This window comes from Dechloromonas aromatica RCB (genome assembly GCF_000012425.1).
Genome location: NC_007298.1, coordinates 251,382 through 265,830 on the forward strand (window position 1 = coordinate 251,382; position 14,449 = coordinate 265,830).

At 60.4% G+C, this 14,449-nt stretch carries 11 protein-coding genes; 8 read left to right on the forward strand and 3 right to left on the reverse strand.

Annotation, left to right across the window (positions count from 1 at the left end):
* Positions 1-70: 70 nt before the first annotated feature.
* The 5 genes from DARO_RS01210 (at position 71) to DARO_RS01230 (ending at position 7,217) form a co-directional block, all read left to right on the forward strand.
* A complete protein-coding gene (locus DARO_RS01210) occupies positions 71-1,708 on the forward strand; it encodes an acyl-CoA synthetase (RefSeq protein ID WP_011285995.1) in 1,638 nt (545 codons plus the stop codon).
* Positions 1,709-1,798: 90 nt separating this feature from the next.
* Complete coding sequence (locus DARO_RS01215; protein WP_011285996.1) at positions 1,799-3,577, forward strand: acyl-CoA dehydrogenase C-terminal domain-containing protein; 1,779 nt, start codon at positions 1,799-1,801, stop codon at positions 3,575-3,577.
* A gap of 2 nt (positions 3,578-3,579) precedes the next feature.
* Positions 3,580-5,223: an electron transfer flavoprotein-ubiquinone oxidoreductase gene (locus DARO_RS01220; RefSeq protein WP_011285997.1), complete on the forward strand. Its 1,644-nt coding sequence runs from the start codon at positions 3,580-3,582 to the stop codon at positions 5,221-5,223.
* A 55-nt stretch (positions 5,224-5,278) separates the two neighbouring features.
* Positions 5,279-5,914: an acetate uptake transporter gene (locus DARO_RS01225; protein ID WP_011285998.1), complete on the forward strand. Its 636-nt coding sequence runs from the start codon at positions 5,279-5,281 to the stop codon at positions 5,912-5,914.
* A 235-nt stretch (positions 5,915-6,149) separates the two neighbouring features.
* On the forward strand, positions 6,150-7,217 hold the full coding sequence (locus DARO_RS01230; protein ID WP_011285999.1) for a GGDEF domain-containing protein: 1,068 nt from the start codon (positions 6,150-6,152) through the stop codon (positions 7,215-7,217).
* Between the two features lie 155 nt (positions 7,218-7,372).
* On the opposite strand, the gene clpX is transcribed toward DARO_RS01230, so the two are convergent.
* On the reverse strand, positions 7,373-8,383 hold the full coding sequence (gene clpX / locus DARO_RS01235; protein ID WP_157037119.1) for an ATP-dependent Clp protease ATP-binding subunit ClpX: 1,011 nt from the start codon (positions 8,381-8,383) through the stop codon (positions 7,373-7,375).
* A gap of 205 nt (positions 8,384-8,588) precedes the next feature.
* Between clpX and DARO_RS01240 the strand changes: the two genes are divergently transcribed.
* The 3 genes from DARO_RS01240 (at position 8,589) to DARO_RS01250 (ending at position 13,501) form a co-directional block, all read left to right on the forward strand.
* Positions 8,589-10,778, forward strand: a complete 2,190-nt coding sequence (locus tag DARO_RS01240; RefSeq protein ID WP_049758366.1) for a hybrid sensor histidine kinase/response regulator — start codon at positions 8,589-8,591, stop codon at positions 10,776-10,778.
* Between the two features lie 116 nt (positions 10,779-10,894).
* Entirely contained in the window at positions 10,895-12,535 is a 1,641-nt protein-coding gene (gene gpmI / locus DARO_RS01245; protein WP_011286002.1) for a 2,3-bisphosphoglycerate-independent phosphoglycerate mutase, read from the forward strand.
* Positions 12,536-12,610: 75 nt separating this feature from the next.
* Positions 12,611-13,501, forward strand: a complete 891-nt coding sequence (locus tag DARO_RS01250; RefSeq protein WP_011286003.1) for a YihY/virulence factor BrkB family protein — start codon at positions 12,611-12,613, stop codon at positions 13,499-13,501.
* Here the strand turns inward: DARO_RS01250 and DARO_RS01255 are convergent, their stop codons facing one another.
* Positions 13,502-13,861, reverse strand: a complete 360-nt coding sequence (locus DARO_RS01255; RefSeq protein ID WP_011286004.1) for a hypothetical protein — start codon at positions 13,859-13,861, stop codon at positions 13,502-13,504.
* A gap of 27 nt (positions 13,862-13,888) precedes the next feature.
* A complete protein-coding gene (locus DARO_RS01260) occupies positions 13,889-14,311 on the reverse strand; it encodes a hypothetical protein (RefSeq protein ID WP_011286005.1) in 423 nt (140 codons plus the stop codon).
* Between the last annotated feature and the right edge of the window lie 138 nt (positions 14,312-14,449).

Consider the following 14,449-nt stretch of genomic DNA (forward strand, 5'->3'; position numbering starts at 1 on the left):
TCAAGAAAAATATAAAAACCTTGCCCCAACGAGAACAGCACATTCGGCAAGAAACGTGAGGAGATTCACTGTGGTAAATCCGTATACCGTTGGGCTGGAGCGTAATCCGGCCAACTATGTTCCGCTGTCGCCGCTGTCGTTCCTTGAACGCTCGGCATTCATCTATCCCAAGCGTATTTCGGTTATCCAGGGTGCCCGCCAATATACCTGGAAGGAAAGCTACGACCGCGCTCGCCAGCTGGCTTCAGCGCTGAAGAGTCGTGGCATTGGCAAGGGCGATACGGTGGCCGTGATGTTGCCGAATACGGCTTCGATGTTCGAGTGTCACTTCGGCATCCCGATGATCGGCGCCGTGCTCAATACGCTGAATACCCGCCTTGACGCCGAAGCCATTGCCTTCATGCTGGCCCACGGCGAAGCCAAAGTATTGATCACCGATCCCGAGTTTTCCAAGGTGGTGAAGCCCGCGCTGGAACTGCTTGAAGGGCCGAAGCCACTGGTCATCGATAGCCTCGATCCCGACTACACCGAAGGCGAGTCCCTGGGTGAAAAGGACTACGAGTCCTTCCTCAACGAAGGCGAGCCTGACTTTGCCTGGCAACTGCCGGAAGACGAGTGGGATGCCATCGCGCTGAACTACACCTCCGGCACCACCGGCAACCCGAAAGGTGTCGTTTATCACCATCGCGGCGCCTACCTGAATTCGGCGTCGAACATCATTTCCTGGGGCATGCCGCCGCACTCGGTTTATCTGTGGACGCTGCCGATGTTCCACTGCAACGGCTGGTGCTTCCCATGGACGCTGGCGGCCAATGCCGGGACCAGCGTTTGTCTGCGCCGCGTCGACCCGGTGCTGATCTTCGGTCTGATCAAGGAGCACAAGGTCAGTCACATGTGCGGTGCGCCAATTGTGTACGGCATGATGATCAACGCGCCGGAAACGCTGCGCGAAGGCATCGCCCACACCGTCAATGGCCTGATCGCCGGTGCTGCGCCTCCGGCTGCCATTATCGAAGGCGCCCAGCGCATGGGCTTCAACATTACCCACGTTTATGGCCTGACCGAAACCTACGGCCCGGCCTCGGTCTGTGCCAAGCAACCGGAATGGGATCGTTTGCCGATTGACCTGCAGGCTGCCCGCAACGGCCGTCAGGGTGTGCGCTATCACATGCAGGAAGCCATCGCCGTGCTCGATCCGGTTTCCATGGAGCCAGTGCCCTGGGACGGTGAAACCATGGGCGAAATCATGTTCCGCGGCAACCTGGTCATGAAGGGCTACCTGAAGAACGAGAAGGCTTCCGAAGAGGCCTTTGCGGGAGGGTGGTTCCATACTGGCGACCTGGCCGTCGTGCATAGCGATGGCTACGTCAAGATCAAGGATCGCTCCAAGGATGTGATCATCTCCGGTGGCGAGAACATTTCTTCGCTGGAGGTCGAGGACGTGCTCTACCGACACCCGGCCGTGATCGCCGCTGCCGTGGTGGCCAAGCCCGACGAGAAATGGGGAGAGGTGCCGGCGGCCTTCATCGAATTGAAGACCGATGCCAAGTGCACCGAAGCCGAGATCATTGAGCACTGCCGCGCTCACCTGGCTCGCTTCAAGGTGCCCAAGCAGGTGGTGTTCGGTGAACTGCCGAAGACCTCGACCGGTAAAATCCAGAAGTACGTCCTGCGTCAGCACGCCAATTCGGCGCTGGCCATCGAGTAAGTCTTGCTGCGCTTCCCGCCTTGGCGGGAGGCTTCGCCGCACCCCGTCGAGGCGGGGTGATGCCCCCTGGTTTTTCAAAGGAATAAATCTATGAGTACCTACATCGCCCCGATTCGCGACATGCAGTTCGTCCTCAACGAAGTGGCCGGCCTGGAAGAAATCTGTGCCCTGCCCGGTAATGAGGAATGTTCGGTCGAACTGGTCGAATCCATTCTCGACGAAGCTTCCAAGTTCGCCACCGGCGTGCTCGACCCGATCAACAAGGTCGGTGACCGCACCGGTCACGTCTGCAAGGACGGCGTCGTCACCACGGCGCCAGGCTTCAAGGAAGCCTACAAGCTGTTCGCCGAGACCGGCTGGATGTCCATGCCGTTCGATCCGGAATTCGGTGGCCAGGGTCTGCCGGCCGTCGTTTCGATGGCCGTCAATGAAATGTGGAAGGGCGCCAACATGGCCTTCGGCCTGTGCCCGATGCTGACTGGCGGTGCCATCGAAGCCATCGCTCACCACGCGTCCGACGAACTGAAGCAGAAGTACCTGCCGAAGATGGTCGAAGGCACCTGGACCGGCACGATGAACCTGACCGAGCCGAACGCCGGTTCCGATCTGGCCGCCATCTCCTCCAAGGCCAAGGCCGTTGGTGACGGCACCTATCTGGTGAGCGGTACCAAGATCTTCATCACCTGGGGCGAGCATGATGTCGCCGAGAACATCATCCACCTCGTGCTGGCCCGCCTGCCGGACGCACCGCCGGGACTGAAGGGCATCTCGCTGTTCCTGGTGCCGAAGTTCCTGGTCAATGACGACGGTTCCCTTGGCGCCCGCAACGACCTGATCTGCGCCTCGATCGAACACAAGCTGGGCATCCACGGCAGCCCGACCGCCGTCATGTCCTACGGCGAGAAGGAAGGCGCCATCGGCTACCTGGTCGGCGAAGAGAACAAGGGCATTGGCTACATGTTCACGATGATGAACCACGCCCGCGTCAATGTTGGTCTGGAAGGCGTTGGCATCGCCGAGCGCGCCTACCAGCACGCCCTGTGGTATGCCCGCGAACGTGTTCAGGGCGGCATCATCGGTGACAAGTCCGGCGAGAAGAAGCCCATCCTGCATCACCCGGACGTCCGTCGTCTGCTGATGGACTGCAAGGCCCGCACCGAAGCCATGCGCACGCTGGCCTATTACGGCGCCGCCAACATCGACAAGGCGCATGCCGGCGATGCCGCCGCGCAGGCCCGCATCGATCTGCTGACCCCGGTCATCAAGGGCTGGAGCACCGAGCAGGGCGTCGAGCTGTCGTCGACGGCCCTGCAGGTCTTCGGTGGTGTCGGCTTCGTCGAGGAAACCGGCGCGGCCCAGTACTACCGCGATTCGCGCATCACCACCATCTACGAAGGCACGACCGCCATCCAGGCCAATGACCTGGTCGGCCGCAAGCTGGCTCGCGAGAAGGTGCCGGGCGCTGCGATGAAGACGTTGATCGCCGAGATGACCGCCACGGCCGAAGAACTCGCCGGCAATGCCCAGCTGGCCAATATCGCCGCCAACCTGAAGGCCGCTATCGCCGCCCAGCAGAAGGCCGTCGACTGGATTCTCGCCAACTACGAAAGCGCCCCGCAGGCGGTCCATGCCGGTTCCGTGCCTTTCCTGAAGCAGACCGGCATCGTGGTCGGCGGCTGGCTGATGGCCAAGTCCGCCGCCATTGCCGCCAAGCATCTGGCTGACGGTAGCACCGACGACTTCTACAAGGCCAAGCTGGCGACCGCCGAGTACTTCGCCACCCACCAGCTGCCGTTCGCCGCTGCCTACGCTGCCGAAGTCACCGGTGGTGCGGCCTCGACGCTCGGCCTGGCCGAAACCCTGTTCTGAAAATGACCATGCGTACCGATCGCGATGCGATGGAATACGATGTCGTGATCATCGGCGGCGGCCCTTCGGGGCTGTCGGCGGCGATCCGCATCAAGCAGCTGGCCGAACAGGCTGGCAAGGAAGTGTCGGTCTGCCTGCTGGAGAAGGGCTCCGAAATCGGCGCCCATATCTTGTCGGGCGCCGTGCTGGAACCGCATGCCCTGAACGAACTGTTCCCGGACTGGAAGGAGCGCGGTGCGCCCCTGAACACGCCGGCCGGCGAGGATCGCTTCCTGTTCCTGACTGAAGGCGGTTCGTTCAAGCTGCCGACGCCGCCGCAGATGTCCAACCACGGCAACTACATCATCAGCCTGGGCAACCTCTGCCGCTGGCTGGGTGAGCAGGCCGAGGCGCTGGGTGTCGAGATCTACCCGGGCTTCGCCGCCGCCGAGGTGCTCTATCACGAGGACGGTTCGGTCAAGGGCGTCGCTACCGGCGACCTGGGCATCGGCAAGGATGGCCAGCCGGGCCATAACTTCCAGCCGGGCATGGAGTTGCATGCCAAACAGACCATCTTCGCTGAAGGCTGTCGCGGTTCGCTGACCAAGGAATTGTTTGGCCAGTTCAACCTGCGCGACGGCGTCGATCCGCAAACCTACGGCATCGGCATCAAGGAACTGTGGGAAATCGACCCGGCCAAGCACCAGCCCGGCCTGATCGTGCATACGGTGGGCTGGCCGGTGGATTCGGCCACCTATGGCGGTTCCTTCCTCTACCACCTGGAAAACAACCTGGTGGCGGTGGGCTATGTCGTCGGCCTCGACTACAAGAACCCGTGGCTGTCGCCGTACGAGGAATTCCAGCGCTACAAGACGCACCCGGCCATTCGTGGCTTCTTCGAGGGCGGCCGGCGCATTTCCTACGGTGCCCGCGCGCTGTCCGAAGGCGGTTACCAGTCCGTGCCCAAGCTGCATTTCCCGGGCGGCCTGCTGGTTGGCGATACCGCCGGCTTTCTCAACGTGCCGAAGATCAAGGGCACGCACATGGCCATGGAATCCGGCATCGTTGCCGCCAAGGCGGTGTTCGAGCACCTGTGCAAGGACAACGCCGGGGCCGAGGTCGTCGAGTATGGCGAACAGATCAAGCAGAGCTGGCTGTGGGCCGAGTTGTACAAGGTCCGCAATATCCGTCCGGCCTTCAAGTGGGGCTTGCTGGGTGGCCTGGCCTACGGCGCCATCGACACCTTCCTGTTCGGCGGCAAGGCGCCGTGGACCATGCGTCATCACGACGACCACAGCCAGCTGGGCGACAAGAACGCTTATCCGAAAATCGATTACCCGAAGCCGGATGGCAAGATCAGCTTTGATCGCCTGTCCTCGGTTTTCCTGTCGGCGACCAACCACGAGGAAAACCAGCAGACGCACCTGCGCCTGAAGGATGAGTCGGTGGCCATCTCAGTCAATTACGCCAAGTACGGTGCACCGGAAACGCGTTATTGCCCGGCCGGCGTGTACGAAATCCTCGGCGAGGAAGAGGGCAAGCCACGGTTGCAGATCAATGGCCAGAACTGTCTGCACTGCAAGACCTGCGACATCAAGGATCCGACCCAGAATATCAACTGGACGGTGCCAGAGGGGGGCGGCGGGCCGAATTACCCAAACATGTAGTCAGCTTTCTCTGCCAGGTCATCGCTGCAAAATAATACTAATCAGGGAGTAATTCATGACAGCATCAACTGCGACAGTTACCGAAACCAAGATCATGATGTCCGATCCGACAGCGCTCGGGGTGTTCGGCTTATCGATGGTCACTTTCGTTGCTGCATCCCAGAAAATGGGCTGGACCACAGGAGCGACCTACATCATTCCGTGGGCCTTGTTGTTGGGGTCGCTGGCTCAGATCTGGGCTTCGACGATCGACTTCAAGAAGAACAACTATTTCGGCTCCATCGTACTCGGGGCTTATGGCTTGTTCTGGTCTGCCGTAGCCATGCATTGGGCGATCAGCCAGGGTTGGCTTGGTGCTGTCGATCCCGCCAAGGCAGACCCGCGTCAGCTTGCCTACGCTTGTTTCGGGTATTTCTTTTTCTCCTTGTTCATCATGGTGGCGGCGTTTGAGGTCAACAAGATGTTTGCCCTCATGCTGGTTTTGATCAATGTTCTGTTGCCTTCGCTTGGCTTGTCCATTCTTGGCGTCAATCCACCGTTGTTTTCGGCCCTGGCCGCCTGGTCAGAACTGTTGATTTCCTTGGCTGGCTTTTACACAGCCGGCGGCCTTTTCCTCAATAGTTACTTCGGCCGTACGCTGATTCCTCTCGGCAAGCCCTTCGGCTTTATCCGTAAGGGGCCCGCGAAATAATCTGCTTGCCGTTCCGGGGCGCTGCTGCGACGGAACACTAAGTACTCTGCGGGAGAGACTTCGGAGAACAGCAACCGTTGTCTCATTCCTTTTGGGAGCCTTCGGGCTCCCTTTTTTTGTCTTGGCATGACATTTATGTAGATTTTACAAAAATTATCGATTGTTCATTAAATCGGCGCTATGCTTACCGTTTGTGTATTACTAAAGTATTAATTTTGAATGTTGAAGGACGCTGATGAGTGACACTGGAGCAAACCGTCTGCCCGGTCTCCTGGGCAAGCTGGGAAAAATGACCTCGATTCGTGATACGGAGGTGCTCGAACAAAGTTTGTTGCGCACGCTGGGGCCGTTGCTCGGTGTGTTGGATACTTCGCTTTACCGTACCGACGAGCAGCAGCACATGGCTCGCGTGATCAACTACCATCGCTCCAAGGTCATCGAAGCCGACGGTGTGGCTCGGATGGTCGAGCGGGTCGAGGAGGTTTCACGCCTGAATGACCTGCCGCCTGAGGTCATTGCCCTGACCGACAATGTGCGCCTGCTAGGGAAACCGTGCACCCGCAAGCTGGACCAGGAACTGCTCGTTGCCTACCCGCTATTTGGCGGGAACGACGTTTGCGGCTACTTCGTCTTCCAGCGCGACCGCGAGGTGCAGGCCACGGAGGATGCCATGATCCGAGGCGTCCTCGAAGTGTTCTCGAACTACTATGCGCTGCTCGACATCAGCCAGCGCGACCGGCTAACCGGCCTGTTCAACCGCCAAGCCCTGGAAAGCAGCTTTGACCGCATCTGGCGGGCGCTCGGTCGCCCAGATCACTTTGCCGAGCGGGAAAATGGCCGGCGTAGTTCGCCGGGCGAGAACTATTGGCTGGCGGTGATCGATATCGACCACTTCAAGAGCATCAACGACCGCTTCGGCCACATGGTCGGCGATGAGATCTTGCTACTGGCCTCGCGCCTGATGATCACTACTTTCCGCGGCTCAGACCTGCTCTACCGCTATGGTGGCGAGGAATTCGTCGCCATCATCGCTGCCGAGAACGCGGCCATTGCCAGAAATGTCTTTGAGCGCGTCCGTCTGGCCATTGAAGCGCATGTCTTTCCTCGTATCGATAAGCTGACGGTCAGTATCGGCTACAGCCAGGTCTCACTCGATATTCTGCCGGTCGAAGTGCTCAGCCGGGCCGATCGCAGTCTTTATCAGGCCAAGCAGGATGGGCGAAATCGTGTTTACGCCTATCAGGAACTGGTCGAATCTGGCGTTTTCGAACCCCAGACTTACGACGAAGTGGAATTCTTCTGAACATCGAAAGGGTGGTAGGCGGAGCCCTGTCACCTGGTCTGCATCGCGAACCAATAGCTGATCGTGGCGAGTCATAGCGCAAACTGGTTGCCATTGGCGAACCAGTCAATTTGTCGTGGCGGCTGATTATTCCGTGCCCGCCCGGCGGTTTCGCTTCAGCTCGCCTTTGGTTCGGCGGCGGCCAGTTTTGGCCTTTCGAACAGCGAACTGATGATGACGCGCCCGATGGCCGGGTTGTCCGGTACGGCGTACATCACGTCGACCATCATTTCCTCGAAAATGCCGCGCAGGCTGCGGGCGCCGGCCTTGTATTCGATGGCGAGTTCAGCCATCTGGCGGAAAACGTTGGGTTCTACCTGCAAGTCGACGCCATCGGCCGCCAGCATGGCCTGAAATTGCTTGTAGATGGCGTTTTTCGGCTCGGTCAGGATGCGGACCAGCATGTCCTGCGACAGATCATGCAGGCGGGTGACGATCGGCAGGCGGCCGGCAAATTCGGGGATCAGACCGAATTCGAGCAGGTCGGTCGGTTTGACACGGGCGTTCAAGCGTTCGAGGATTTTCTGGTCGTCGCCTTCGGCGGTCGAGATAAAGCCAAAGGTGTGCGTCTTGGTCAGGATGTGGTCGAGCCCGACAAAGGCGCCGCCGCAGATGAACAGGATATTGGTGGTGTCGATATGGCGGCCATCCTTCAGGCGGACCGGCGCGCCTTCCATGATCTTGAGCAGGGCGTGCTGGACGCTTTCGCCGGAGGTGGCGCGGGATTCGCCGCCGACGGCCTTGAGCTTGTCGACTTCATCGACGAAAACGATGCCGCGCTGGGCGAGTGCCAGGTCGTCGTTGGCCCGGTCGAGTAGGCGATGCAGGATGGCTTCGATTTCGTCGCCGACAAATTGCGTCTGGGCCAGCGAGGTGGCATCGGCGGTCACGAAGGGGACGTCGAGGATGCGGGCCAGCGTTTCGCAAAGCAGGGTTTTGCCGGTGCCGGTCGGGCCAATCAGCAGGATGTTGCTTTTGGTCAGCTCAACACTGTCTTCCGCGATATTCGCCATGCGGCGAAAATGGGCGTAGATGGCGACAGCCAGTGTTTTCTTGGCGTCGTCCTGGCCGATCACGTGGTCGGAAAGGCGGCGGACGATTTCGCTGGGCTTGAGCAAGGTGGGCATTGGGCAACTCCTCGGACGGTATGTTTGGATGCTAGTCGTGCCGGGCGTTTTCGGGAAGCTCGATCTGGTCATTGAGGAGCCCCGGTGGTCCGCTGTGCGAAGCGCAGGGTGGCGCAAGTCTGTTTTCCGAAGTTCGGAGCAGGCTGCTAGACTGCTCCAAGGGAGGTGGCCGGATACGATGGGTGTATTTCACAGCAAAGCGGAAATGAGCCGGCGGGTCGGCTGGTTTGGCATCGTGATCCTGATTGCCATGCTGGCTGCGGTCGCCGTCGCCGTCAAGGCGATGCGCGACCAGGAAATCGACGACTGGCGTCAGCAGATGGGCAATATGTCGCTGATCCTTGCCGAGCATACTTCGCAGACCATTCTGTCGGCCTATGTCGTGCTCGATTCCGTCACTGAGCGTGTCCGACAGGCCAAAGTGACGGATCAGGCGAGTTTCCGCGCCCGACTGGCGACGCCCGAAATGTTTCAGATGTTGCGTGACCAGATCCGTGGCCTGCCCCAGGTCGATGTCGCATCGATTGTTGCCGCCAATGGTGACAACATCAATTTCAGTCGCGCCTACCCGATCCCAGCGATCAACCTGGCCGAGCGCGACTATTTCAAGGCGCACCTGAGCAACCCCGGCCTTGGTGATTTCATCAGTCAGCCGGTGCGCAACAAGGGCAACGGCAAGTGGACCTTCTACATCAGCCGCCGGCTCAATGATGCCAAAGGGGAGTTTCTCGGACTGGTCCTGGTCGGCATCTCGGTTGAAGTGTTTACCAACTTTTACCAGCGTGTGGCCCACAACCTGGGCGAGGGCGCCAGCATCAGCCTGTTTCGTGACGATCTGACCTTGCTGACGCGCTGGCCGCACAGGGATGAGGTAATCGGTACCGTCAATCGGAGTGGTACCGCCTACGACGTGATCGCGGTACTCAAGCAGGACGAGGGCGTGGTGCTGCGCGATACGCCACGCTTTTCGACCGGCAAGCGGGAGCTGCGGGTGGCTGCAGTCCGCAAGATTGATCGTTATCCCCTGGTGCTTGCCATCGTGGCGACCGATGACCTGTTTCTGGCCGGTTGGCGCCGCTCGGCCTGGCTGATTGCCGGGGTCAGTCTCGTCGGTGCGATGAGCTTGCTGATCGTTCTTCTCATTCTGGTTCGCAACCTGCGGCAACGCGAAGCGGATATGGCGGAGATGGAGCAACTGAAGCTGGCAGCCGAGGCGGCAAACCTGGCCAAGTCCAGTTTTCTGGCCACCATGAGCCATGAAATCCGGACGCCGATGAACGGGATACTCGGTATGGCGCAGTTGCTGTTGATGTCCGGAAGCGCTGAAGACGAACGTCACGAATACGTCCGAACCATTCTGAATTCAGGCCAGACGCTGCTCTCCTTGCTCAACGACATTCTGGATATCTCCAAGGTCGAGGCCGGCAAGCTTGAATTGAAGCCGGCCGTCTTCGCGCCGCAGGGAGTCATCGAGGAAGTCGTCGGGCTGTTTTTCGCCCAGGCAGAAGCCAAGGGATTAAGTATTACCGCGCAGTGGCATGGGCCGGCCGTTCAGCGTTACCGGGCCGATCAGATTCGCTTGCGCCAGATATTGACGAATCTGCTGAGCAACGCCGTCAAATTTACCAAGGAGGGCGCTATCCGGATCGAAGCGCGCGAAATCGAGCGTGAAGACGGATGGGCGAGGCTGGAATTTGCAGTGATCGACAGCGGAATTGGCATCGCACCGGAGAAACGGGCCTTGCTGTTCAAACCATTTTCGCAACTGGATAGCTCGGCGACGCGCCAGTACGGCGGTACCGGGCTTGGGCTGTCCATTGTTCGCAGCCTGGCGGAACTGATGGGGGGCGAGGCCGGCGTCGAAAGTCAGCCCGGCCAGGGGGCGCGCTTCTGGGTGCGGATCAGGGCCGAGTGTCTGCATGAAAATGAAGAAAGCCGCAGTATCGAACGACCTGTCGTGGCGCCGGCACCTGTCGAACCGGCCATCTCGGGGCATGTGCTGGTCGTTGAAGACAATCCGACCAATCGCAAGGTCATCGAGGCCATGCTCCGGAAATTGCATATCCGGAGCGACAGTGTGGACAACGGGCGAGCGGCAGTCGATACCCTGGAGCAGGGGATGCGCCCTGATCTGGTGCTGATGGATGTCCAGATGCCGGTGATGGACGGAATCCAGGCGACGATGCTGATCCGTCAGCGGGAGGCTGAAACGGGGCTGCCACGCCTGCCTATCGTTGCCCTGACCGCCGGCGCTTTCGATGAGGATAGGCAGCACTGCCTGGTCGCCGGGATGGATGATTTCATGTCCAAGCCAGTCAATCTGAATGACCTGGAAAAGATGCTGGGTAAATGGATGGGGTTGCGCGGGGCACCAGCCACGGTGAGGCCTAGTTAGCCTGTCGCAGAGCTGTCCAGAGGGTAAAATAGCGGATTGACTGTGTGATCGGCAGCGGCCATCCAGCCGCGCCAAATCCGCCTCGCCCGACTTCATTTTCCTGCAGGAATCCCTTCATGCTACCGAAGCTCTCTTCCTTCCCCGGCGTTCAAGGCCCGGTCGTCATTATCGTGATGGACGGTTACGGCCTGCCCAAGACCGACGTCGGCAGCGCCATCGCTGCCGCCAGGAAACCGACCCTCGACCGTCTGTTTGCCAGCTACCCGAATGTTCGGCTGCGGGCCCACGGCACTGCGGTCGGCATGCCTTCCGATGACGACATGGGCAATTCCGAAGTCGGCCATAACGCCATCGGCGCCGGGCAGGTTTACAGCCAGGGCGCCTCGCTGGTGTCCAACGCCATTGCGTCCGGCGCCATCTGGCAGGGTGAGGCATGGCAGCAGATCGTTGCTGGCGCCAAGGCTGGTCGTGGCGTCGTGCATTTCATGGGCCTGTTCTCCGACGGCAACGTGCATAGCCACATCGATCACCTGAAGGCGATGGTCGTTCAGGCCAAGGCCGAGGGCATCAAGACCGTGCGCATTCATGCCTTGCTCGATGGCCGTGATGTGCCGGAAACCAGCGCCCTCGATTACGTTGTTCCGTTCGAAGCCTTCCTGGCCGAGATCAGCAGCGACGGCTTTGATGCCCGCATCGCTTCCGGCGGTGGTCGCCAGTACATTACGATGGACCGCTACGACGCCAACTGGGCGATGGTCGACAAGGGCTGGCAGACCCATGTCCTCGGCCGAGGCACGCAGTTCGCCAACGCCACGGCGGCAGTCAACGGCCTGCGCGAGCAGAATCCGGGCACCATCGACCAGGATCTGCCGGAATTCGTCGTTGCCGAGAACGGCAAGGCCATCGGCACCATCGAGGATGGCGATTCGGTCGTCTTCTTCAATTTCCGCGGCGACCGCGCCATCGAGATCACCCGGGCTTTCGAAGAGGCAGCCTTCGACAAGTTCGACCGCGTTCGCTTCCCGAAAGTGACCTACGCCGGCATGTTGCAATACGACGGCGACCTGAAATTGCCGGCCCGCTTCCTGGTCGCCCCGCCGGCGATCAAGGATACGACCGGCGAATGGTTCGCCAAGTCCGGTATTGCCCAGTTCGCCTGTTCGGAAACGCAGAAATTCGGTCACGTCACCTATTTCTGGAACGGCAACCGCTCCGGCAAGTTCGACGGCGAAACCTGGCAGGAAGTGCCGAGCGACGTCGTGCCCTTCGAGCAGCGGCCGTGGATGAAGGCGGCCGAAATCGCCGACGCGATGATCGCCGCGCTGCAGAGCGGCCAGTACCGGACCCTGCGCTGCAATTTCGCCAACGGCGACATGGTTGGCCACACCGGCAATTTCAGCGCCGCGACGCTGGCCGTCGAGGCCGTCGACCTGTCGCTGGCCCGTGTGCTGCAGGCCATCGATGCGGCTGGTGGTGTCGCCCTGATCACGGCCGACCACGGCAATGCCGATGAAATGTTCGAACTGGACAAGAAAACGAAGCAGCCGGCGATGAACAAGGATGGCTCGTTCAAGGCCAAGACGGCGCACACGCTGAACCCGGTGCCGCTGATCCTCTACGACAACGTCAGTGGTGGCAAGCTGGGCCTGAAGCAGACCGAGACGGCCGGCCTGTCGAACATCGCGGCCACGGTGGCCAACCTGCTCGGGTTGGAGAAGCATGCGGCCTGGGACGAAAGCCTGCTGGAAATCCGCTAAGGTGCGCTGGCCGGCGACAACGGATGCCCGGATGCCGGAGCGGCATCTGTTGGCTGGCCTGCCAGGGAGGGCGAGGTGACGGATCCCTTCCTCGCCCTGCGCGGCGAGCCGCCCGCCATGCAGGTGCTGAAGCATCCGCTGGCCTTCGTGCTGCGGATACTGCGCGGATTCAGTGGCAACCAGGGATTGTTGCTGGCCGGGGCCATCGCGTACTACGCCTTGCTCTCGGTGGTACCCCTGCTGATCCTTTCTGTCTTTGTCCTCTCGCATCTGGTCAGTCAGGTGGAGTTGCTCGATGTCCTCGGGCGCTATCTGGAATGGCTGGTGCCCAGTCAGTCACAGGCCGTGCTGGCCGACGTCTCCGGCTTTCTGCAAAACGGTATCGGGATCGGTGCCTTGTTGCTGGGAACCATGCTTTTTTTCAGTTCACTGGCGTTTTCCGGGCTGGAAAAGGCGATGGCGATCATTTTTTTCCACCGTGGCCGCCAAAAAAAGCGGCATTTTCTGGTCTCCGCCGTCCTACCCTATTGTTTCGTCTTCGTGCTGGGCATCGCCTTGCTGGCCGTCACCTTTGCCTCGGCCAGCCTGCAGGCAATGGCGCACGAAAGCATCTATTTTCTTGGCTGGGAATGGCCGCTGCGCGGTGTCTCTGGCTTGTTGTTCTATCTGCTCGGACTGCTCATGGAGACTGCCGTGCTGACCTCGCTCTACCTGATCATTCCGGTCGGGCGGACGTTGCTGAGCCACGCGCTGATCGGTGGTTTTTCGGCCGCCTTGCTGTGGGAGGCGCTCCGTCATGTGTTGGTCTGGTACCTGACCAGCCTGTCGCGGGTCAGCGTCGTCTATGGCTCATTGACCACGGCGGTGGTGGCCTTGTTCTGCATGGAACTCGGGGCCACGCTGCTACTGCTCGGCGCGCAGGTGATCGCCGAGTACGAGTTGCTGGACGACAACTCCTCTGCCTGATTACTTGGCGTTCCGCTCGCGAACGATGGGCGGCACGAATTTGACTGAGAACTTCCAGCCGTCCGGACTGGCCTTGAGCAGCAGGGATTTCGAATTGGCCCCTGCCTCAAACAAGGGTTCCTCGCCGAGCATTTCAATGGCACCAATGCCCTTGATCACGCAGGCGCCGGGCAGGGTGACAAAAGCCGATTCGGCGGCGACCAGCACGAACTGCCCCTCCTTGGACTCTGAGCAGGACAGGCCCTTCGGTACGCTGGCCGGGTTCTCCTTCCACGCCTGACGAAGCTTGTCGAGGCTTAGTCCCAGTTCTTCAGTGATCTTGAGCGGGAGCGTTACTTCGCGCGATTTGGCATGGCTCATTCAAGGCTTCCTTGGTGGTGTTGTCATTCAGAACCAGGTCAGCCAGCGGCCGACCAATAGCATCAGGACGATGGGCAGGTAGGGAAAGGCCACGGTCGGCCGGCAGGCGCTGATCGCGTAGCTGCCGATCAGGCCGGTGCAGCCGGGGCGGCTGGCTGTCCACTCGGTATGGAGTTGCATGCTCGCTTGCGTTGCTTCCGCTTGCCCGAGCAGCGATTCGACGCGCAGCAGACGTTCGGCGAGTCTGGCTTGGTAGGTTTTGTAGATGCCTTCCTGCGCCCAGCAGAGTAGCACCGTAATGCCGATCCACACCGGGGGCGCCCGGAGCGCCAGGCCCACGAGGCAAAGCGCGAGGCAGACCAGCTTGATGCACAGGGCGTTGCGCTCATGCTGTTCGTGATTGTTCTGCAGGGTTTGCCACTCCTGGCCCAGTAGGGTCTTGCTGTCCATGCGCCATTGTCCTTGGTTGCTTGCGAGGCTGCTGCTGCAAGGATAGCCGTTTGCGTCGCAGATGTACGCCAAAGGCGCTGCTTATGGCAAGGTGCGCAAAGGATGAGCGTGTGCTGGAGAGGCGATTGCTGCACTGAA

Coding starts and splice junctions, on each gene's coding strand:
- DARO_RS01215 (WP_011285996.1), top strand. CDS start 1,799: ATGAGTACCTACATCGCCCCGATTCGCGACATGCAGTTCGTCCTCAAC.
- DARO_RS01220 (WP_011285997.1), top strand. CDS start 3,580: ATGACCATGCGTACCGATCGCGATGCGATGGAATACGATGTCGTGATC.
- DARO_RS01225 (WP_011285998.1), top strand. CDS start 5,279: ATGACAGCATCAACTGCGACAGTTACCGAAACCAAGATCATGATGTCC.
- DARO_RS01230 (WP_011285999.1), top strand. CDS start 6,150: ATGAGTGACACTGGAGCAAACCGTCTGCCCGGTCTCCTGGGCAAGCTG.
- clpX (WP_157037119.1), bottom strand. CDS start 8,383: ATGCCCACCTTGCTCAAGCCCAGCGAAATCGTCCGCCGCCTTTCCGAC.
- DARO_RS01240 (WP_049758366.1), top strand. CDS start 8,589: ATGAGCCGGCGGGTCGGCTGGTTTGGCATCGTGATCCTGATTGCCATG.
- gpmI (WP_011286002.1), top strand. CDS start 10,895: ATGCTACCGAAGCTCTCTTCCTTCCCCGGCGTTCAAGGCCCGGTCGTC.
- DARO_RS01255 (WP_011286004.1), bottom strand. CDS start 13,861: ATGAGCCATGCCAAATCGCGCGAAGTAACGCTCCCGCTCAAGATCACT.
- DARO_RS01260 (WP_011286005.1), bottom strand. CDS start 14,311: ATGGACAGCAAGACCCTACTGGGCCAGGAGTGGCAAACCCTGCAGAAC.